At 41.0% G+C, this 19,834-nt stretch carries 17 protein-coding genes; 14 read left to right on the forward strand and 3 right to left on the reverse strand.

Going from position 1 to position 19,834, the window contains the following annotated elements:
• Positions 1 to 5 precede the first annotated feature (5 nt).
• The 6 genes from JQ843_RS02795 (at position 6) to JQ843_RS02820 (ending at position 6,514) form a co-directional block, all read left to right on the forward strand.
• The gene (locus JQ843_RS02795) at positions 6 to 746 is read left to right on the forward strand and encodes a Stp1/IreP family PP2C-type Ser/Thr phosphatase (protein ID WP_203212840.1); all 741 of its coding nucleotides are present in this window, start codon (positions 6 to 8) and stop codon (positions 744 to 746) included.
• Positions 743 to 2,656, forward strand: coding sequence for a Stk1 family PASTA domain-containing Ser/Thr kinase (pknB, locus tag JQ843_RS02800; RefSeq protein WP_203212841.1), 1,914 nt, complete (start codon positions 743 to 745; stop codon positions 2,654 to 2,656). Before JQ843_RS02795 ends, pknB begins: the two co-directional genes overlap by 4 nt.
• 88 nt (positions 2,657 to 2,744) lie before the next feature.
• The gene (locus JQ843_RS02805; protein WP_203212842.1) at positions 2,745 to 3,503 is read left to right on the forward strand and encodes a threonine/serine exporter family protein; all 759 of its coding nucleotides are present in this window, start codon (positions 2,745 to 2,747) and stop codon (positions 3,501 to 3,503) included.
• 1 nt (position 3,504) lies between these two features.
• Positions 3,505 to 3,954, forward strand: coding sequence for a threonine/serine exporter family protein (locus JQ843_RS02810; RefSeq protein WP_203212843.1), 450 nt, complete (start codon positions 3,505 to 3,507; stop codon positions 3,952 to 3,954).
• 113 nt (positions 3,955 to 4,067) lie between these two features.
• The gene (locus JQ843_RS02815) at positions 4,068 to 5,240 is read left to right on the forward strand and encodes a hydroxymethylglutaryl-CoA synthase (RefSeq protein ID WP_203212868.1); all 1,173 of its coding nucleotides are present in this window, start codon (positions 4,068 to 4,070) and stop codon (positions 5,238 to 5,240) included.
• Positions 5,240 to 6,514 carry a hydroxymethylglutaryl-CoA reductase, degradative gene (locus JQ843_RS02820; protein WP_203212844.1) on the forward strand — a complete coding sequence of 425 codons (1,275 nt, stop codon included), beginning with the start codon at positions 5,240 to 5,242 and terminating at the stop codon, positions 6,512 to 6,514. The genes JQ843_RS02815 and JQ843_RS02820 overlap by 1 nt, the downstream gene beginning before the upstream one ends.
• 151 nt (positions 6,515 to 6,665) lie before the next feature.
• On the opposite strand, the gene JQ843_RS02825 is transcribed toward JQ843_RS02820, so the two are convergent.
• Together JQ843_RS02825 and JQ843_RS02830 are read right to left on the reverse strand one after the other, a co-directional pair.
• Positions 6,666 to 7,631, reverse strand: a complete 966-nt coding sequence (locus JQ843_RS02825) for a LacI family DNA-binding transcriptional regulator (RefSeq protein ID WP_203212845.1) — start codon at positions 7,629 to 7,631, stop codon at positions 6,666 to 6,668.
• Entirely contained in the window at positions 7,612 to 9,066 is a 1,455-nt protein-coding gene (locus JQ843_RS02830) for a sucrose-6-phosphate hydrolase (protein WP_033685441.1), read from the reverse strand. The genes JQ843_RS02825 and JQ843_RS02830 overlap by 20 nt, the downstream gene beginning before the upstream one ends.
• A gap of 379 nt (positions 9,067 to 9,445) precedes the next feature.
• Here JQ843_RS02830 and JQ843_RS02835 point away from each other — a divergent pair, with 379 nt between their 5' ends.
• Complete coding sequence (locus JQ843_RS02835) at positions 9,446 to 11,332, forward strand: sucrose-specific PTS transporter subunit IIBC (RefSeq protein WP_203212846.1); 1,887 nt, start codon at positions 9,446 to 9,448, stop codon at positions 11,330 to 11,332.
• A gap of 149 nt (positions 11,333 to 11,481) precedes the next feature.
• The gene (gene scrK / locus JQ843_RS02840; RefSeq protein ID WP_000164310.1) at positions 11,482 to 12,369 is read left to right on the forward strand and encodes a fructokinase ScrK; all 888 of its coding nucleotides are present in this window, start codon (positions 11,482 to 11,484) and stop codon (positions 12,367 to 12,369) included.
• A 42-nt stretch (positions 12,370 to 12,411) separates the two neighbouring features.
• Here the strand turns inward: scrK and JQ843_RS02845 are convergent, their stop codons facing one another.
• The gene (locus JQ843_RS02845; RefSeq protein ID WP_000076168.1) at positions 12,412 to 13,029 is read right to left on the reverse strand and encodes a TVP38/TMEM64 family protein; all 618 of its coding nucleotides are present in this window, start codon (positions 13,027 to 13,029) and stop codon (positions 12,412 to 12,414) included.
• 182 nt (positions 13,030 to 13,211) lie between these two features.
• Here JQ843_RS02845 and JQ843_RS02850 point away from each other — a divergent pair, with 182 nt between their 5' ends.
• The 6 genes from JQ843_RS02850 to metF all read left to right on the forward strand — a co-directional run bounded on the left by JQ843_RS02850 (position 13,212) and on the right by metF (position 19,552).
• Positions 13,212 to 13,541 carry a MazG-like family protein gene (locus JQ843_RS02850; protein ID WP_000843086.1) on the forward strand — a complete coding sequence of 110 codons (330 nt, stop codon included), beginning with the start codon at positions 13,212 to 13,214 and terminating at the stop codon, positions 13,539 to 13,541.
• 15 nt (positions 13,542 to 13,556) lie between these two features.
• The gene (locus JQ843_RS02855; RefSeq protein ID WP_203212847.1) at positions 13,557 to 15,287 is read left to right on the forward strand and encodes a DNA/RNA helicase domain-containing protein; all 1,731 of its coding nucleotides are present in this window, start codon (positions 13,557 to 13,559) and stop codon (positions 15,285 to 15,287) included.
• A gap of 54 nt (positions 15,288 to 15,341) precedes the next feature.
• Positions 15,342 to 15,743 carry a YbgA family protein gene (locus JQ843_RS02860; protein WP_419991895.1) on the forward strand — a complete coding sequence of 134 codons (402 nt, stop codon included), beginning with the start codon at positions 15,342 to 15,344 and terminating at the stop codon, positions 15,741 to 15,743.
• A complete protein-coding gene (locus JQ843_RS02865) occupies positions 15,727 to 16,089 on the forward strand; it encodes a TIGR02328 family protein (RefSeq protein WP_203212848.1) in 363 nt (120 codons plus the stop codon). Before JQ843_RS02860 ends, JQ843_RS02865 begins: the two co-directional genes overlap by 17 nt.
• Positions 16,090 to 16,333: 244 nt before the next feature.
• A complete protein-coding gene (metE, locus tag JQ843_RS02870) occupies positions 16,334 to 18,583 on the forward strand; it encodes a 5-methyltetrahydropteroyltriglutamate--homocysteine S-methyltransferase (RefSeq protein ID WP_203212849.1) in 2,250 nt (749 codons plus the stop codon).
• A gap of 102 nt (positions 18,584 to 18,685) precedes the next feature.
• Positions 18,686 to 19,552: a methylenetetrahydrofolate reductase [NAD(P)H] gene (metF, locus tag JQ843_RS02875; protein WP_020903020.1), complete on the forward strand. Its 867-nt coding sequence runs from the start codon at positions 18,686 to 18,688 to the stop codon at positions 19,550 to 19,552.
• Positions 19,553 to 19,834: the final 282 nt, after the last annotated feature.

Genomic DNA, 19,834 nt, shown 5'->3' on the forward strand with positions numbered 1-19,834 from the left:
AACACATGGAAATTTCATTATTAACAGATGTTGGTCAGAAACGAACAAATAACCAAGACTATGTCAACCACTATGTCAATAGAGCTGGACGTACTATGATTATCCTAGCTGATGGTATGGGAGGTCATCGCGCAGGGAATATCGCGAGTGAAATGGCGGTAACAGACCTAGGTGTAGCTTGGGTAGATACTCAAATCGATACAGTTAATGAAGTACGTGAATGGTTTGCTAACAACCTTGAGATTGAAAATCAAAGGATTAACCAATTGGGACAAAACGAAGCCTATAAAGGAATGGGAACAACCCTTGAGGCTGTAGCCATTATTGATAATCAGGCTATTTATGCTCACATCGGAGATTCTCGTATCGGTTTAATTCGTGGAGAAGAATACCACCAGTTAACGAGCGACCATTCCTTGGTCAATGAATTGCTCAAGGCAGGTCAATTGACACCTGAAGAAGCAGCTAGCCACCCACAGAAAAATATTATTACTCAATCTATCGGTCAAAAAGACGAAATTCAGCCTGATTTCGGAATGATCACCCTCGAGCCAGGAGACTATCTCTTACTTAATACTGACGGCTTGACAAATATGATTTCAGGCAGTGAGATTTCTGATATCGTAACCAGCGATATTTCTTTGGCAGATAAGGCAGCAACCCTGATCCGTTTTGCCAACAATGCAGGTGGTTTAGACAATATCACAGTTGCCCTTATTGCTGTTAATGAGGAGGCGACAGAATGATCCAAATCGGCAAGATTTTTGCCGGGCGGTATCGGATTCTCAAACAGATTGGTCGAGGAGGCATGGCAGATGTTTACTTGGCCAAGGATTTGATTCTAGACGGGGAAGAAGTGGCAGTGAAGGTCCTGAGGACCAACTACCAGACAGATCCGATTGCTGTGGCTCGTTTTCAGCGGGAAGCGAGAGCCATGGCAGATTTGGACCATCCTCATATCGTTCGGATTACAGATATCGGTGAAGAAGAGGGACAACAGTATCTCGCAATGGAATATGTTGCTGGATTAGACCTCAAACGCTATATCAAGGAACATCACCCTCTTTCAAATGAAGAAGCGGTTCGAATCATGGGACAAATCCTCTTGGCTATGCGCTTAGCCCATACTCGAGGAATTGTTCACAGGGATTTGAAACCGCAAAATATCCTTTTGACCCCAGATGGGACTGCCAAAGTTACAGACTTTGGGATCGCAGTAGCCTTTGCAGAGACAAGTCTGACTCAGACCAACTCAATGCTAGGTTCCGTTCATTATTTATCGCCAGAGCAGGCCCGTGGTTCTAAAGCAACTGTGCAGAGTGATATCTATGCAATGGGTATTATTTTCTATGAGATGCTGACAGGCCATATTCCTTACGATGGGGATAGTGCAGTGACCATCGCCCTCCAGCATTTCCAGAAACCACTGCCATCGGTTATAGCTGAAAATCCATCTGTGCCTCAGGCTTTAGAAAATGTTGTTATCAAGGCAACTGCTAAGAAATTGACAGATCGCTACAAATCAGTTGCTGAGATGTATGTGGATTTGTCTAGCAGTTTATCTTACAATCGTCGTAATGAACCAAAGTTAGTCTTTGACGATGCGACTAAGGCAGACACAAAGACTCTTCCTAAAGTTCCACAAAGTACTCTGACTTCTATTCCTAAAGCTCCGGTACAAGAGGGAAGACCTCAACCTAAGTCCCAGCCTCATCAGGCAGAAAAACCAGTACCTAGTCCAAAGCCAACCAAACGGCGTCGCATGAAAGCACGTTATCCAATTTTATTTGCGACCTTCTTGTTGGTTGTGGCATCCTTGGTATGGATTTTATATAGAACGCCCGCTACCATTGCCATTCCAAAGGTGGCAGGTCAGACGGTTGCGGAAGCTAAAGAAGCTCTTAAAAAAGCCAATTTTGAGGTTGGTGAAGAAAAAACAGAGGCTAGTGATAAGGTTGAAGAAGGGCGGGTTATTCGTACCGATCCTGACGCTGGTACGACACGCAAAGAAGGAACAAAAATTAATTTGATTGTGTCTTCTGGTCAGCAGTCTTTCCAACTCGGAAATTATCTCGGAAGAAAGTCCAGTGATGTAGTGGCAGAATTGAAGGGCAAGAAGGTTCCAGAAAATCTAATTAAGATTGAGGAAGAAGAATCCAACGAAATCGAAGCCGGTACAATCATGAAACAAAGTTTACCGGAGGGAACAACCTATGATCTTAGCAAGGCAACTCAAATAGTTTTGACAGTCGCTAAGAAGGTAAATTCTATTTCAATGCCAAGCTATATTGGTTCTAGTCGAGAATTTGCAGTCAATAATCTTACAGAGATATATGATATTAAAAAAGCTAATATCGAAGTTGTAGAAGTGTCTAAAGCTCCTGAAGGAACTGCTGAGGGGACTGTTGTAGAGCAAAGTCCAAAAGCAGGAGAAAAAGTAGACTTGAGCACTACTCGTGTTAAAATTTCTATTTATAAACCCAAAACACCACCATCAAGTTCCTCTTCAACGTCAGTTCAACGTGGTAACCAAGGTTCACCTACTACTCCAAATCAAGGGAATCAACAAGGTGGCCAGCAAGGGAATCAACAAGGAACGGTTCCTACTCCGAGTCAACCAAATAGTGAAGGGAACCACGAAAATTCTCGTGATTAAACGAATCTTTGTCATGATTTCATGGCAAAGATTTTTTTTGAGTCCGGATTTGTGATAGAATAGAAGGAGTTGATAAAAGGAGGGACGCATGGAAGAATCAAGAGAATTAAATGCCGTCATCGATGTGATTATGTTAGCTGGAACCATTCTTCTCAAAAGTGGCTCAGAGATTCATCGTGTAGAAGATACCATGATCCGTATTGCGCATTCGCAGGGGATTGTGGATTGCAATGTTCTTGCCATGCCTGCCGCTATCTTTTTCTCCATTGAAAATACCAATATTTCGCGAATGAAACGCGTGACTTCCTCTTCTTATAACATCGAAAAAGTCTGCGATGTGAACCAGATTTCTCGTCAGTTGGTCGGGGGGCAGATTGATTTAGAGACAGCCTTCAAGCAATTGACGGCCTTGCAAGCTCAACCCCTTCCTTATACTAAGTTGCAGGTAACTTTGGCTGCGACCTTTAGTGCTCCTTTCTTTTCAATTATGTTTAGTGGAAATATCTACGACGCACTTGGGGCAGGAGTGGCTACCTTATTTGGTTTTGCCTTTTCCCTCTATGTGGAGAAGTTTATCCGAATTCCCTTTGTGACAGCCTTTGCTGGAGCCTTTGTCTTTGGGATGATTGCCCAGTTTTGGGCTCGCTACATAGGCTTTCCTTCAACAGCAGATTTGATTATAGCTGGTGCGGTCATGCCTTTTGTACCAGGAATTGCCTTGACCAATGCGGTTCGCGATATTATGACCAACCACATAAACTCTGGTATGAGTAAGATGTTTGAATCTCTGCTCATTACCCTTGCTTTAGGGGCGGGAACTTCTGTCGCCTTGGTATTGATGAACTAATATGACACTAACAACCTTTTTATTACAAGCAGTAGCAAGTCTTCTTGCAATTATCACTTTTTTAATCGTACTCAATGTTCAACGTTCTATGCTCTTGCCAGGAGGAATTTTGGGCATGGCTGTCTGGCTAATTTATCTCTTACTTAAAGAACCGACCAATGTGATTGTGGCTACTTTTATTGCAGCCATTATCGGTTCTTGTGTCAGCCAGATTTTAAGTATTCTTTATAAGACCCCTGCTGTGGTCTTTATCTTAGCAATCTTGGCACCTCTGGTTCCGGGTTATCTTTCTTATCGAACAACTGCCTTTTTTGTGACGGGAGATTACAGTCACGCCATTGCTAGTGCAACCTTGGTTGTTATGTTGGCTTTGGTGATTTCCATTGGAATGGCTAGTGGAACAGTGATTCTCAGATTTTATTCCTACTTACGAAAGCAGCAAAATAATTAGACTAATAAGGGACTTGCTTTGGTGAATAAAGTCTTTTTTCTCTCTTTTACTGCTATTTGTGATAAAATAGTATAGAACGATTTTTTACAATGAATGATAAAACAGAGGTAAATATGACAATCGGTATTGATAAGATTGGTTTTGCGACCAGTCAATATGTCTTGAAATTACAAGACTTAGCAGAAGCGAGGGGAATTGACCCTGAAAAATTAAGCAAAGGACTCTTACTCAAGGAATTGAGTATTGCGCCTCTAACTGAGGATATCGTGACCTTGGCAGCCAGTGCAAGTGATTCTATTTTAACTGAGCAAGAAAGAGCAGAAATTGATATGGTCATTGTGGCTACTGAGTCAGGAATTGACCAAAGTAAAGCTGCGGCCGTCTTTGTTCATGGTTTGCTGGGCATCCAGCCTTTTGCTCGTAGTTTCGAGATTAAAGAAGCCTGCTATGGAGCGACAGCTGCCCTTCATTATGCCAAATTGCATGTGGAAAATTCTCCAGAGTCCAAGGTCTTGGTCATCGCAAGCGATATTGCCAAGTACGGTATTGAAACTCCAGGAGAACCAACTCAAGGTGCTGGAAGTGTGGCTATGTTGATTACACAAAATCCACGCATTATGGCCTTTAATAATGACAATGTGGCTCAGACTCGTGACATAATGGATTTCTGGCGTCCAAATTACTCAACAACTCCTTATGTAAATGGTGTTTATTCTACCCAACAATATCTAGATAGTTTGAAAACGACTTGGCTTGAATACCAAAAACGCTACCAGCTTACTTTGGATGATTTTGCGGCTGTTTGCTTCCACTTGCCTTATCCTAAATTAGCGCTAAAAGGCTTGAAAAAAATCATGGATAAGAGTCTGTCGCAAGAGAAAAAAGACCTCTTGCAAAAGCATTTTGACCAGTCTATTCTCTACAGTCAAAAGGTGGGGAATATCTACACAGGTTCACTTTTCCTTGGACTTTTGTCTCTCTTGGAAAATACAGATAGCTTGAAGGCTGGCGATAAAATCGCCCTTTATAGTTACGGAAGTGGGGCTGTAGCTGAGTTCTTCAGTGGTGAGTTGATTGAAGGATATGAAGCTTATCTAGATAAAGACCGTTTGAACAAGCTCAACCAACGAACTGCCCTGTCTGTTGCAGACTATGAAAAAGTCTTCTTTGAGGAAGTAGAGTTAGATGAAACAAACTCTACCCAGTTTGCTGGCTATGAAAATCAAGATTTTGCCTTGGTTGAAATTGTGGACCACCAACGCCGTTATAGCAAGGTTGAAAAATAATGAAGATAAGTTGGAATGGATTTTCTAAAAAATCATACCATGAGCGCCTCGAGCTGTTAAAAGCTCAGGCGCTCCTTAGTCCTGAGAGACAAGAGAGTTTGGAGCAGGATGAACAGATGAGTGTGACTGTGGCAGACCAGCTGAGTGAGAATGTGGTGGGAACTTTTTCACTGCCTTATTCGCTGGTTCCAGAGGTTCTCGTTAACGGTCAGGAATACACAGTTCCCTATGTGACAGAAGAACCCTCAGTGGTTGCTGCGGCCAGCTATGCAAGTAAAATCATCAAGCGTGCAGGCGGGTTTACTGCGCAAGTCCATGAGCGTCAGATGATTGGTCAGGTAGCCCTTTATCAAGTTGCTGATCCAGATTTAGCGCAAGAGAAAATTGACGGCAAGAAAGTAGAACTCTTGGAACTTGCCAATCAAGCTTATCCTTCTATCGTTAAACGTGGAGGTGGGGCGCGTGATTTGCATGTAGAGCAGATAAAAGGCGAAACAGACTTTCTCGTTGTGTATCTCCATGTCGATACCCAGGAAGCCATGGGTGCTAATATGCTCAACACCATGCTGGAGGCCTTGAAACCAGTCTTAGAAGAACTCAGTCAGGGACAAAGTCTTATGGGAATCCTGTCTAATTACGCGACTGATTCTCTGGTGACGGCAAGCTGTCGCATCGCCTTTCGCTACTTGAGCCGCCAAAAGGACCAAGGACGAGAAATTGCGGAGAAAATTGCGTTGGCTAGTCAGTTTGCGCAGGCTGATCCTTATCGAGCAGCTACCCATAATAAAGGAATTTTTAATGGTATTGATGCCATTTTGATTGCCACTGGTAATGACTGGCGTGCTATTGAGGCGGGGGCCCATGCCTATGCCAGTCGAGATGGGCGCTATCAAGGTCTTAGTCAATGGACGTTGGACCTTGAAAGAGAAGAATTGGTCGGTGAGATGACCCTGCCCATGCCTGTGGCGACCAAGGGCGGCTCTATCGGTCTCAACCCTCGTGTAGCCCTCAGTCATGAACTACTGGGAAATCCTTCTGCCAAAGAATTAGCCCAGCTTATCGTGTCTATCGGGCTTGCCCAAAACTTTGCGGCCCTCAAAGCCTTGGTCAGCACAGGAATTCAGCAAGGCCACATGAAATTGCAGGCTAAATCTTTAGCTCTCCTAGCTGGTGCTAGTGAGTCTGAAGTTGCTCCCCTGGTCGAGCGCCTCATCGCAGATAAAACCTTTAATCTAGAGACTGCCCAGCGTTATCTAGAAAATTTAAGATCATAAAAAAACTCAGACGAATTAGTCTGAGTTTTCTTGTGCTTATACTCAATGAAAATCAAAGAGCAAACTAGGAAGCTAGCCGCGAGCTGCTCAAAACACTGTTTTGAGGTGGCAGATGGAAGCTGACATGGTTTAAAGAGATTTTCGAAGAGTATTAAATACTTTTTCCTGGTAATAGGGTGACTGGTAAGAAGTAACCAGTTGTTGCGACTTCCTTGCCTTCAATCTTTTTCAAGAGAAGATCAACAGTGAGGCAGGCAATCTCTTCCAAAGGTTGCTTGATGGTCGCGAGTTGAGGATAGTAATTCTCGATAAAGTAAGTCCCATCATAGCCGATGACCTTGAGCTCTTCAGGAACAGAAATACCCAGTTCTTGGGCAATTTTAATGACTAGAATAGCGGTCAAATCATCCGAAGCAAAGATGGCATCTGGTTTTTGATGGGTCAAGATATTCTTGATTTCCATTTCTTTTCTGACTGGAGAAAAGTCACTGGAAACATTGATAATAGGTGCTTTGGGGAGAATAGATGCAAAGCCAGCGTGGCGTAGTCCGGTTGGCGAATTAGAATTGTCATTCCCTGTAATCATGATGATAGACTGGGCACCTGTCTTGACTAAGGTCTGGGCTGCGAGAACCCCACCAGCATAATTGTCAGAGGAAACGACTGGAATGTCTGGAGACAGATTTCGGTCAAAGGAAATAATCGGTGCTGTCACACGATTGTAGTCTTCGATTCCCAAGTTGTGACTACCAGAAATGATGCCGTCTACCTGATTGGCTTCTAACATTTCGATGTATTCGCGTTCCTTTTCAGAATCGTGCTCACTGTTGCAGATGATGGTCTTATAACCATTTTTGAAGAGTTGGTGTTCCAGCTTATCAATCAATTCTGCGTAGAAAACGTTGGAAATATTTGGGAAAATCAAGCCGATTAATTTAGCCGATTTTCCTTGCAGACTACGAGCTAGGTTGTTGGGTTTATAGCCCAATTCCCGCATGGCTTCATTGACCTTTTGAATAGTTTTCTCTGATAAATAGCCTTTTTTATTGATAACCCGAGAAACGGTAGTAGGGCTGACGCCTGCAAGTTTGGCGACATCAGTTAGTTTTGCGACCATAATCTAATTCATAGTAAGTTCCAGTTGGGTTTCCAGATTTGATCAGGATACCATTTTGGTCCGCATGTGGGAAGACACGACCAGAAAATACTTTTTCTCCTTTATTGATGAAAATTTCAAAGACAGAGTTATCGATGAAGATTGTAGCAGTAGTAGCCTGGTTATCGATTGGGCAAGAACGAGTTGTCCCAAATTCTTGAGCGTACTGTTCACCAGCTTGGCTACGATCCACTGTCACTTGACCATTTACAAGGTCAAAGTTGATTGAAAGTCCCTTGCCTTCTTTATCAGCAAGTAAGACAATCTCGCTCTGGCTATTGGCTTCCAAGTTGAGTTCAAGTTCGTAAGTGTTATTGGTTTGGGCACGATTTGAGAAGGCTTCTTCAGAAGCACGAAGGTCCTTGACAGCTGCGACTGGGTATTGGTAGAGTTTACCGTCTTTGATAGTGAGTTCTTTGACCAAAGAGAAGGTTCCTTGGTGGTCAAAACGATCAGAAGGGTAAGAAACATCTGGCAAACCAAGCCAGCTAACAGCTAGAGCACGTCCATCAGGAGAGTTGAAGGCTTGAGTTGCATAGGCTTCGAAACCATAGTCCATGTTTTGAAGTTGAGACACATCTACCATTTTGGCATTTTCAGGGTCAAAGGAAGCCCCAATCTTATACATATTTGGATAGATATTATCGTAATCTAGAACTTTCTTATCCAATCCTTGTGGGCAGTAAAGAAGGACAGGTTGCTCCCCTACAAAGATCAGATTTGGGCATTCCATCATATAGGCAGTGCGGTCGTTAGCAAAGTCAAGGTCGCCAACAGCTTGCCAGTTTGTGTAGTCGTTGTCAATAGCTTTGTAGAGACGAACGAAGCCTTTTTTCTCCAAATCTTGTCCACCGACGATGGCATAGTATTGACCTTTAAAATTAAAAATTTGCGGATCGCGGAAGTGGTCTGTAGAGTCTGCCGGCTGGTCAATTAAGATCTTGTCAATCTTCGTAATATTGCCTTCCTTATCCATCAAAGCCCCAATCTGGTATGGGTGACGGATCCAATTTTCATCGCGGACATTTCCTGTATAAAATAGGAATAAGTTATCGCCAAACTGCATGGCAGAACCAGAGTAGGCACCGTGGCTATCTAATGGAGTGTCAGGCAAAACTTTGACTCCAGTTTCTGTGAAATGAACCAAGTCCTCACTTTCCAATTGAACCCAAGATTTCAAACCATGGGCTGCACCAAAAGGAAAGTTCTGATAAAAAACAATCCACTTTCCATCAAAGTAAGAAAAGCCATTTGGGTCGTTTAGGAGTCCTGTTTTTGGCTCAACATGGTAATGAGTATGCCATGGAGATTGTGCCATATTTTCTTTTATATGTTGAATTTCTTCTTGCGTCCAATCTTGATAAAGTCTGTAACGACGCTCAGTTGTCCATTTCATTCATTCATTCCTCCAAAAATCTTATCACTTTTAATAGTAACCGTTTTCGGAAAAAAAAGCAAGCCTTTTATGTTAAAAAAAAGAAAAAACTGTCAAACGTTTGTCACAAAATAAATGCAGGAAATCAATCAAATTTTCACGAAAATATGAAAGAGAATGAAACAAAACCCTTTTAAATAAGATTTTAAACTTATTTTTTCAAGGAATACCTGATAAAACAGTCAAAATCAATCAATCTAAAGCATGCTTACTAAGTGGATAGAATATTTTTTCTGCAAAACGCTTGACATATTTCTAAAACATGATAAAATAATAGTCGTAGGGCGGATAAAATCGCTTTCAAACAAGAACAAAATTTTATATAAGGAGATTTTTGCAAATGAACAATCAGGAAATTGCAAAAAAAGTCATCGATGCCTTGGGCGGACGTGAAAATGTCAACAGTGTTGCCCACTGTGCGACTCGTCTTCGTGTCATGGTCAAAGATGAAGGAAAAATCAATAAAGAAGTGATTGAGAACTTGGAAAAAGTTCAAGGTGCTTTCTTTAACTCAGGTCAATACCAAATCATCTTTGGTACAGGTACAGTTAACAAAATGTACGATGAAGTTGTTGCACTTGGTTTGCCAACATCATCTAAAGATGATATGAAAGCAGAAGCTGCCAAACAAGGGAACTGGTTCCAACGTGCTATCCGTACTTTCGGTGACGTTTTCGTTCCAATCATCCCAGTTATCGTAGCAACAGGTCTTTTCATGGGTGTACGTGGTCTATTGACTGCTCTTGGAATGACACTTCCAGCTGACGTGACAACTTACACGCAAATCTTGACAGATACAGCCTTTATCATCTTGCCAGGTTTGGTTGTGTGGTCAACCTTCCGTGTATTCGGTGGAAATCCAGCCGTTGGTATCGTTCTTGGTATGATGCTTGTTTCTGACTCGCTTCCAAACGCTTGGGCAGTCGCTTCAGGTGGTGAAGTAACAGCTATGAACTTCTTTGGTTTCATCCCTGTTGTTGGTTTGCAAGGTTCTGTTCTTCCAGCCTTCATCATCGGGGTTGTCGGAGCTAAATTTGAAAAAGCTGTCCGCAAGGTTGTTCCAGATGTCATTGACCTCTTGGTAACGCCATTTGTTACACTTTTGGTCATGTCTATCCTTGGACTCTTTGTCATTGGACCGGTCTTCCACGTCGTTGAAAACTACATCCTTATCGCTACAAAAGCGATCCTCAGCTTGCCATTTGGTCTTGGTGGTTTCTTGATCGGTGGGGTTCACCAATTGATTGTCGTGTCAGGTGTGCACCACATTTTCAACTTGCTTGAAGTTCAATTGCTTGCTGCTGACCATGCTAACCCATTCAACGCGATCATCACAGCTGCTATGACAGCTCAAGGTGCTGCGACTGTTGCGGTTGGTGTTAAAACTAAAAATCCAAAACTAAAAACACTTGCTTTCCCAGCTGCTCTTTCTGCCTTCCTAGGTATTACAGAGCCTGCTATTTTCGGGGTTAACTTGCGTTTCCGTAAACCATTCTTCCTTTCATTGATTGCTGGTGCAATCGGTGGTGGATTGGCTTCTATCCTTGGACTTGCAGGTACTGGTAATGGTATCACCGTCATCCCTGGTACAATGCTTTACATCGGTAACGGACAACTTGCACAATACCTTCTTATGGTAGCTGTATCATTCGTTCTTGGTTTCGCTCTTACTTATATGTTTGGTTATGAGGATGAAAAAGAAGTTGCTACTGAAGTAGAGACAGAACGTTTGGTCCAAGAAGAAACAACTGGTAACATTCCAGCAACTCTTCGAAATGAAACACTTGTAACTCCTATCGTCGGTGATGTTGTCGCTCTTGCCGATGTCAATGACCCAGTCTTCTCAAGTGGAGCTATGGGACAAGGTATCGCTGTGAAACCAAGCCAAGGTGTGGTATATGCACCAGCTGATGCTGAAGTTTCAATTGCCTTTCCAACAGGACACGCTTTTGGTTTGAAAACAACTGATGGTGCTGAAGTCTTGATCCACGTTGGTATTGACACTGTATCTATGAATGGTGAAGGTTTTGAAGCAAAAGTTGCTCAAGGTGATAAGGTTAAAGCTGGCGATGTTCTTGGAACCTTTGACTCAAACAAAATTGCTGCAGCTGGTCTTGATGATACAACAATGGTTATCGTTACAAATACAGCTGACTACGCTTCAGTAGCTCCAGTCGCAACAGGTTCAGTTGCGAAGGGGGATGCTGTGATCGAAGTGAAAATCTAATCAATCCTCTCTAATGTGAAAACGAACAAATGACATGTTTGTTCGTTTTTGCTTGAATGGTAAGATTTACAGAGGAAAATCTAAAAAATTGAGAAACTTAGATTTTTAAAATATGCTATAATAAAGAAAATAAAAACAAGAGGTTTATCATGACAAAATTATATGGAAGCTTGGAAGCGGGCGGTACAAAGTTTGTCTGTGCTGTCGGTGATGAAAACTTTAACGTTGTAGAAAAAACACAATTTCCAACAACAACTCCAATCGAAACAATCGATAAAACCATTGAGTTCTTCTCAAAATTCGATAACCTTGCTGGCCTTGCAGTTGGTTCATTTGGTCCGATTGATATTGATAAAAACTCAAAAACTTATGGCTTTATCACAACGACTCCAAAACCAAACTGGGCAAATGTGGACTTGCTTGGTGCCCTTCGTCGCGCCCTCAACGTGCCAATGTACTTCACTACAGACGTAAACAGCTCTGCCTATGGTGAAGTGGTTGCCCGTAACAATGCTGGTGGTCGTATCGAAAACTTGGTTTACTACACAATCGGTACAGGTATCGGTGCAGGTGTCATCCAACGTGGTGAGTTTATCGGCGGTGTGGGTCACCCTGAAATGGGTCATTATTATGTTGCTAGACACCCAATGGATATTGAAAAAGAGTTTAAGGGTGTTTGTCCTTTCCATAAGGGATGTCTGGAAGGCTATGCAGCTGGTCCAAGTTTGGAAGCTCGTACAGGTGTACGTGGGGAAAATATTGAACTCAACAACCCTGTTTGGGATGTTCAAGCCTACTATATCGCTCAAGCTGCGGTTAATGCGACAGTGACTTTCCGCCCAGACGTGATTGTCTTTGGTGGAGGGGTCATGGCTCAACAACACATGCTAGACCGTGTCCGTGAGAAATTTACATCTCTTCTCAATGGTTACCTACCAGTACCTGATGTGCGTGACTACATCGTGACACCAGCAGTAGCAGGAAATGGTTCTGCCACACTTGGGAACTTTGTTCTTGCAAAAGAAGTTTCAAAATAAAGCACAAAATCCGCTTGGGGAACCAAACGGATTTTTTATGTGTCAAAGCATTTGCCAGAAGAAGTCGATAATATAGGTCAGACCGTAGGTATAAACCACGAGAGTAAAGGGCTTGGTCAGAATGATGATAGTCATATAGCGCTTGAAGCTCATCTTGGTCAGGGCAGCCAGCATACAGAGAAAGTCAGCTGGACTAATGGGCCAAATCATCATAAAGATAAAGAAACGGTCAAAACGATTGCCCTTATCCAGCCAACCGATATACTTGTCATAGGTGCGCTTGCTGACGACAGACTGGACAAAGGCAGCTCCATAGAGTCGCACCAGATAAAAGATAATGGCACAGCCAATCACAATCCCGATATAGTTGTAGATAGTCCCGATGATGTGACCATAGATAAAGACCCCAGCTACCGAGGTCAAGGCCCCAGGAATGATAGGGACGACCGTTTGTAAAATCTGTAAAAAGATAAAGAGAGGTGGCCCCCAGATCCCTGCCTGCTGGATAAAGGCAGAGAGGGTTTCCTTAGACTGTAAAATCCCAGCCTGATAAGCCCAAATACAGAAAATCAAACTCCCAACCCCACCGACAATCGATGAGATATTGATAACTTGCTGCAGAAGGGGAGAAACAGCTTTCATTTGTTTATCCTGTGACATGTAAACTCCTCATAGATAGTATAACTCTACTATACCATATTTTGGAGGAGAAAGGGGGAAAGGATTGTTTTGGGATTAGAGGGAACTTCAAGAATTTAAACCTAATTTTATTCCAATTATAAAATTTAAGAACGGGTTTCATGATATAATGTGTATAAGTAAATTGAAGTTGGAGAAAATAAATGAAATCAACAATAGAGAAAATTAATAAATTTCGAGATGATCGGGATTGGAGAAAATTTCACAATGAAAAAGATTTAGCTATTTCTATCTTGCTGGAATCTAGTGAACTTCTAGAATTGTTCCAATGGAAGCAGCCTGAAGAAGTTACAACAAATTCTCTTGAAAGAATTAAAGAAGAACTAGCAGATGTGCTAATATATTCAATGATGTTAGCTGATAATTTACAACTGGATATAGAACAGATTATTGAAGAAAAATTAGAAAAAAATAAAGCGAAATATCCTGTTAAATTAAGTAAGGGGAATAATAAAAAATATACTGAATTATAGTGTTGAGTAACTGATATGAGTAAAATATTGAAACCAGTAATTGAAGAAGTAAAATATGAAAGTGGTTCATTAGACACTTTACAGGAAACTTTAAAAATCAGTTTTCGTGATGAAAACAAGATGCTATTGTTTGAGTATCCGACTATATATATTGTAAATGATAAAAATTCTGATGGATATAGTGTTTATGTAGGTGAAACAACAGATATTGTACGTCGTACAAATCAACATTTAGGTGAAATTAGAGAAGATTGGACTAAATTTTCAAAATCAAATACTACTAAAATGTTTGTTATAGGTCATCATCACTTTAATAAGTCTTTGACACTAGATATTGAGAATAGACTAATGTTGTATTTATTAAGTGTTGATAATGTTTCAAATGTTCAAAACAGACGAGGGAATCCTCAAAATAAATATTATACTTCTGATGAGCTTGATGAGATTTTTACTAAAATTTGGAGTTCGTTAAATAAGAAAAATAAGTATTTATTTCCAGCAGAAAGTATTGTTAGAAATTCTGCAATTTTTAAATCTTCTCCATTTCATAAATTAACCAATGAGCAATTAAAAGCGAAAAATGAAATCATTTTTAAAATTACATCAGCACTTAGTAAGAACGAGTTTGGAACTTTAATCTTGGTTAAAGGAGAAGCTGGTGCTGGTAAAACTGTTTTGATGAGTTCTTTAATCGATGATCTATTAAATTCTGATGACACGGATTTCCTAAGAGAAAATAATGCAATTAATTTGGTTGTTAATCATGATGATCAATTGAGTGTCTATAAAGAAATAGAGAAAAAGCTTGAATGGAAGAGTGGTTCAACTCTTGATGTTGCTTTGAAACCAACTCAGTTTTTAAACGCACTAAAAAAGCAAGATGCTAATGCTGGTATAGTTGTTATTGACGAAGGACACTTACTTTTGACTGCAAAAAATCAAGCTTATCAAGGTGGTAATCATTTAAAGGATATACTATCAAAATCGAAAGTAGTAGTTTTAGTGTACGATGATAATCAAATAATGAGTAAATCTCAAATATGGGTAGATGATTCATTTTTGACTTTACAGCATCAAGCGAGGCTGTCTGGCAATTTAATTGAATTAAATAATCAAATGCGTATAAAAGCCAGTGAATCAACAATTAGTTGGATTAGAAATATTATTGATAAAAGAGAAATTACCAAATTAAAAGAAGATAATAACTATGATATCCAGATATTTAATTCTCCTAAGGAATTACAGGATGCTATTAAATTAAAAGATGAGAATCGTCATTTAGGGATTTCTAGGTTAATAGCAACTTATGATTGGGAATATAGTAGTCAATCTAAACCTGAATCTAAAGATTATTGGTGTGTGGAAATAGATGACTGGTCTTGTCCTTGGAATAGAGAATTGAGTAGGGATAGGAAAAGCTCTAAACTTTCTTGGATTGAACAACCACAAACTATTGGTGAAGTAGGATCCACTTTTACTGTGCAAGGTTTTGATTTGAATTATGCTGGAGTCATTATTGGTCCATCGGTTAAATATAGAGATGGTAAAATTAAGTTTGATATCTCTGCTAGTAAAAATAAAGGAGCAGTTCAAAATAGGAAACTCGAAAATGGTGAAATGAAAAATTTTGGTGAAGATCTTTTAAAAAATGAATTAAATGTTTTACTTACAAGAGGAGTAAATGGACTCTATATCTACGCAGTAGATGAAGAACTTCAAGCGGCTTTAAAAAAGGCAATTTTATAAGATTATAAGGTAGGAATAGATATTTCTGAATCCAAACATGGTATAATGTCAATTATGAATAACAACAAACGTGCCCTTTGCCAGCAACTCTGGGCGAGAAACAAATACCTCGTTTTGAGTCATTCCAGCAATATTTATAATGATATTCGTCAATATCTCAAGAATGAAGAGGTGGAGCTGAGTCATGTTCAAGAACTGATTGACCGTGCCTGCCAGATTCCAGAACACAGGGGTCAGGTCTGCAATGCCTTTCAGCATATTTGGGGCTATTTTAAAAAGAAAGTGACAGATGCTGAGCGCCAGGACTACATGCTCTTGCTGGATCGCTACCGCTTTGGTCAGGCTTCTAAGGAAGACTTAATCGCTAAGACGAGAGAGTTGCTTGAACGCTATCCCAATACCTACTTGCAACATTCGACTTTACTGAAAGGAGACTCCCATGAGACTTTGGCATGAGGCTTTGATTTCACAACTTCCCCGTCCTCAGCTCTTGGGACAACATCGAGAATGCTGCGCCCTGAGTGGCAATGGCTGGGGCAGAAAGCATGCAACGGTGGACTATGTCTTTACCCACTCGCCCTATCGTCTCTATGCCTATCATCGCTTGATCATGGAGGAGATGGCTGGCCGTGGCTACAAGGTTAGTCCAGAGTGGTTGGACAAGAACTACCGTGGTAAGACCTGCCCTCCTTATCAAGACTTAGTAGAGGAAAAGCTGAAAAGTCCTATCTATAGTGAGCATGATGCTACCTACTATGAGGAGTGTCTGGCAAATCTCCGTGAGAAGGGGATCAACCTATAGTCTTTTCTAATAACAAGTCATAGTCGCTTATAAGAATTACTAATAACGCGTTTGGCCAGTCTAACTGAAATATAGTTAAAAAACAAGCTACACAAAGGATTTGAGGCATTTGTCTCAAGTCTTTTTCTTTTGTTTAAAACAGAGATATAGTTTCAAACTATATCAAAGCCTAATTTTTTACAATTATACAGATGATTCCTTTTCTGTTAAGATAGTTTCAACAACAAATTTTGGAGGACACATCATGTCAACTACAATCATCGGTTTCCCTCGTTTGGGAGAATTCCGCGAATTAAAATTTACAACTGAAAAATACTTTAGAAAAGAAATCTCAGAAGAAGAACTTTTGGCAGCAGCAAAAGACTTGCGTGCTAAACACTGGAACATCGTCAAAGAAAAAGGCATTACTGAAATTCCATCAAATGATTTTTCTCACTATGACAACTTCCTAGATGCAGCTTTCCTTTTCAACGTGGTACCTGCATCTGTTCAAAACTTGGACTTGTCTGATCTTGAGCGCTACTTTGCTTTGGGACGTGGTTACCAAGGAGAAAAAGGGGATGTTCGCGCCCTTCCAATGAAGAAATGGTTCAACACCAACTACCACTACATCGTGCCTAAATTTGAAAAAGATACTCAAGTAAAATTGGCTGGTCACAAGATTTTCGATGAGTTCCAAGAAGCAAAAGAACTTGGTCTCAACACTCGTCCTGTTCTTGTAGGTCCATTCACTTTCCTTCAATTGTCAGACTTTGAAGAAGGTGTGAAAGCAGAAGACTTCGTAGACAGCTTAGTAGCTGCTTACCAAGAAGTTTTTGCTAAATTGGCTGAACTTGGTGCGACTCGCATCCAACTCGACGAAGCGGCTCTTGTAAAAGACTTGACTGCTGAAGAAAAATCTCTCTTCTTGAACCTCTACAACAAACTTTTGGCTGACAAAAAAGGTCTTGAAGTCTTGCTTCAAACTTACTTCGGAGACGTTCGTGACGTTTACGCTGATCTTGTAAACTTGCCAGTTGATGCGATTGGTCTTGATTTCGTTGAAGGTAAGAAAACTCTTGAATTGGTTAAAGGTGGCTTCCCAGCTGACAAGACTCTCTATGCAGGTATTGTCAATGGTAAAAACATCTGGCGTAACAACTACGAAAAGAGCTTGGCTATTCTTGAGCAAATCCCAGCTGAAAACATCGTATTGACAAGCTCATGCTCACTTCTTCATGTGCCATTTACAACTGCTAATGAAGAATTTGAACCAGCTATCTTGAACCACTTTGCTTTCGCAGTTGAAAAATTGGATGAAATCCGTGATTTGGATGCTATCCGCAATGGTAAAGGTGAAGAAGCTCTTGCAGCTAACAAAGAACTCTTTGCGACTGAACGTGTTGGTGTTAATGCAGAACTTCGTGCGCGCATCGCTGGTTTGACAGACGCTGACTACACTCGTTTGCCAGCTTTTGCAGAGCGTGAAGCTATCCAAGAAGAAGCTTTCAAACTTCCAGCTCTTCCAACAACAACTATCGGTTCATTCCCTCAAACAAAAGAAGTTCGTGCCAAACGTTTGGCTTACCGTAAAGGTGAATTGTCTCAAGAAGAGTACGACGCTTTCCTTGCTGAAACAATCGACGAATGGATCAAATGGCAAGAAGATATCGACTTTGATGTCCTTGTTCACGGTGAATTTGAGCGTAACGACATGGTTGAGTACTTCGGTCAAAACTTGTCAGGTTACCTCTTCTCTAAAAATGGTTGGGTACAATCTTACGGTATGCGTGGGGTGAAACCACCAATCATCTGGGGTGATGTCACTCGTCTTAACCCAATCACTGTGAAATGGTCTAGCTATGCACAAAGCCGTACAAACAAACCTGTTAAAGGTATGTTGACTGGACCTGTTACCATCCTCAACTGGTCATTCCCACGTGAAGACATCTCTATCAAGGATTCAACTCTTCAAATCGCCCTTGCTATCAAGGATGAAGTACTTGAACTTGAAGCTGCTGGTGTGAAAATCATCCAAATCGACGAAGCTGCTCTTCGTGAAAAATTGCCACTTCGTCGTAGCGACTGGTACGAAGACTACCTTGACTGGGCAATTCCTGCCTTCCGCTTGGTACACTCAACAGTAGCGCCAGATACACAAATCCACACTCACATGTGTTACTCAGAATTTACAGATATCATCCCAGCTATCGACAACTTGGATGCGGACGTTATCTCATTTGAGGCTAGCCGTTCAAATCTTGAAATCTTGGACGAACTCAAAGCGAAAAACTTCCAAACAGAAGTGGGACCTGGGGTTTACGATATCCACTCACCTCGTGTGCCGAACGAAGGCGAAATCGACAACACAATCGAAGCCATCCTTGCTAAAGTGCCAAGCAAGAAAGTTTGGATTAACCCTGACTGTGGTTTGAAAACACGTGGTATTCCAGAAACAAAAGAAAGCTTGATCCGCCTTGTTGAAGCAGCTAAAGCTGCGCGTGAGAAATTGTAAGATAAGGATTTCTCTGGAAGCACTGTTTGGTCAATCTGCCTGTTTCACTTGGATTCTAAGAGTCCAGCTAACGAAAAAATCAACTAGAAAAGGATAATGACTATGTCACGCCAAACACCGTCACTCTCATTTGAAGTGTTCCCTCCCAACCCAGCCGTGGGTAATGATAAAATTATTTCTGCTCTTCAAGATATGCAGGAGTTGGCTCCTCACTTTATCAGTGTAACTGCCAGCAATAATAAATTTAATATCAAGGAAACGACGGTTCGTTTGGCTGACTTTATCCAAAATGACTTGGCGATTCCGACTATTGCTCACTTGCCAGCCATTTATTTGACCAAAGACATGGTTGCTGAAACCATTGCAGACTTGGACAAGGTTGGCGTGCAGAAAATCTTGGCTCTTCGTGGGGATATTATTCCTGATGTGGAGCCACAGAAGGATTTCCGTTACGCAACTGACTTGATTGAGTTCATTAAGGAACAAGCTCCTCACTTTGATATTGTTGGTGCTTGTTATCCAGAAGGTCACCCGGATTCACCAAATCAGATTTCAGATATTCAAAATCTTAAGAAGAAAGTGGATGCAGGCTGTTCCAGTCTTGTGACTCAGCTTTTCTTTGACAATGAGCGCTTCTATGATTTCCAAGACAAATGCATTTTGGCTGGGATTGATGTTCCTATTCATGCAGGGATTATGCCAATTCTGAATCGAAATCAGGCTCTTCGCCTCTTGAAGACTTGTGAGAATATCCATCTTCCACGTAAATTTAAAGCCATCTTAGACAAGTATGAGCATGACCCTGAGTCGCTCAGAGCAGCAGGACTTGCCTATGCAGTGGACCAAATCGTGGACTTGGTAACTCAGGATGTTGCCGGTGTACATCTCTACACTATGAACAATGCAGAAACAGCAAAACACATCCACCAAGCAACTCATGCCTTGTTTAATCATCAGTCTCTAGGATAATAAAAAGCAAACCATTCTTCTCAAGTGAGGGGAATGGTTCCTTTTTAATGGTAAAGGCCGCACTTTTTAAGAAAAATATGATAGAATAGACTCTGTACGTACTTGATACAAAGATGAGGGTATAAACAGATTTTTAACTATTCAAATCTGCTATAAAAAGGAAAAATACTAAAGAATAATATTTTTAAACTTTTCAAAGTATCTAATAGTTGAACACGGGCTAAATCCCTAGTGAAAAAGATAGATTTCCTAGTGTGCATCGCACACTGCGTCAATCTCCTA

The organism is Streptococcus mitis, from assembly GCF_905187495.1.
Classification (GTDB): domain Bacteria; phylum Bacillota; class Bacilli; order Lactobacillales; family Streptococcaceae; genus Streptococcus; species Streptococcus mitis_CU.

Coding starts and splice junctions, on each gene's coding strand:
- pknB (WP_203212841.1), top strand. CDS start 743: ATGATCCAAATCGGCAAGATTTTTGCCGGGCGGTATCGGATTCTCAAA.
- JQ843_RS02810 (WP_203212843.1), top strand. CDS start 3,505: ATGACACTAACAACCTTTTTATTACAAGCAGTAGCAAGTCTTCTTGCA.
- JQ843_RS02855 (WP_203212847.1), top strand. CDS start 13,557: ATGAGTAAAATATTGAAACCAGTAATTGAAGAAGTAAAATATGAAAGT.
- scrK (WP_000164310.1), top strand. CDS start 11,482: ATGACAAAATTATATGGAAGCTTGGAAGCGGGCGGTACAAAGTTTGTC.
- JQ843_RS02850 (WP_000843086.1), top strand. CDS start 13,212: ATGAAATCAACAATAGAGAAAATTAATAAATTTCGAGATGATCGGGAT.
- JQ843_RS02835 (WP_203212846.1), top strand. CDS start 9,446: ATGAACAATCAGGAAATTGCAAAAAAAGTCATCGATGCCTTGGGCGGA.
- JQ843_RS02825 (WP_203212845.1), bottom strand. CDS start 7,631: ATGGTCGCAAAACTAACTGATGTCGCCAAACTTGCAGGCGTCAGCCCT.
- JQ843_RS02845 (WP_000076168.1), bottom strand. CDS start 13,029: ATGTCACAGGATAAACAAATGAAAGCTGTTTCTCCCCTTCTGCAGCAA.
- metE (WP_203212849.1), top strand. CDS start 16,334: ATGTCAACTACAATCATCGGTTTCCCTCGTTTGGGAGAATTCCGCGAA.
- JQ843_RS02795 (WP_203212840.1), top strand. CDS start 6: ATGGAAATTTCATTATTAACAGATGTTGGTCAGAAACGAACAAATAAC.
- JQ843_RS02860 (WP_419991895.1), top strand. CDS start 15,342: ATGAATAACAACAAACGTGCCCTTTGCCAGCAACTCTGGGCGAGAAAC.
- metF (WP_020903020.1), top strand. CDS start 18,686: ATGTCACGCCAAACACCGTCACTCTCATTTGAAGTGTTCCCTCCCAAC.
- JQ843_RS02865 (WP_203212848.1), top strand. CDS start 15,727: ATGAGACTTTGGCATGAGGCTTTGATTTCACAACTTCCCCGTCCTCAG.
- JQ843_RS02805 (WP_203212842.1), top strand. CDS start 2,745: ATGGAAGAATCAAGAGAATTAAATGCCGTCATCGATGTGATTATGTTA.
- JQ843_RS02820 (WP_203212844.1), top strand. CDS start 5,240: ATGAAGATAAGTTGGAATGGATTTTCTAAAAAATCATACCATGAGCGC.
- JQ843_RS02830 (WP_033685441.1), bottom strand. CDS start 9,066: ATGAAATGGACAACTGAGCGTCGTTACAGACTTTATCAAGATTGGACG.
- JQ843_RS02815 (WP_203212868.1), top strand. CDS start 4,068: ATGACAATCGGTATTGATAAGATTGGTTTTGCGACCAGTCAATATGTC.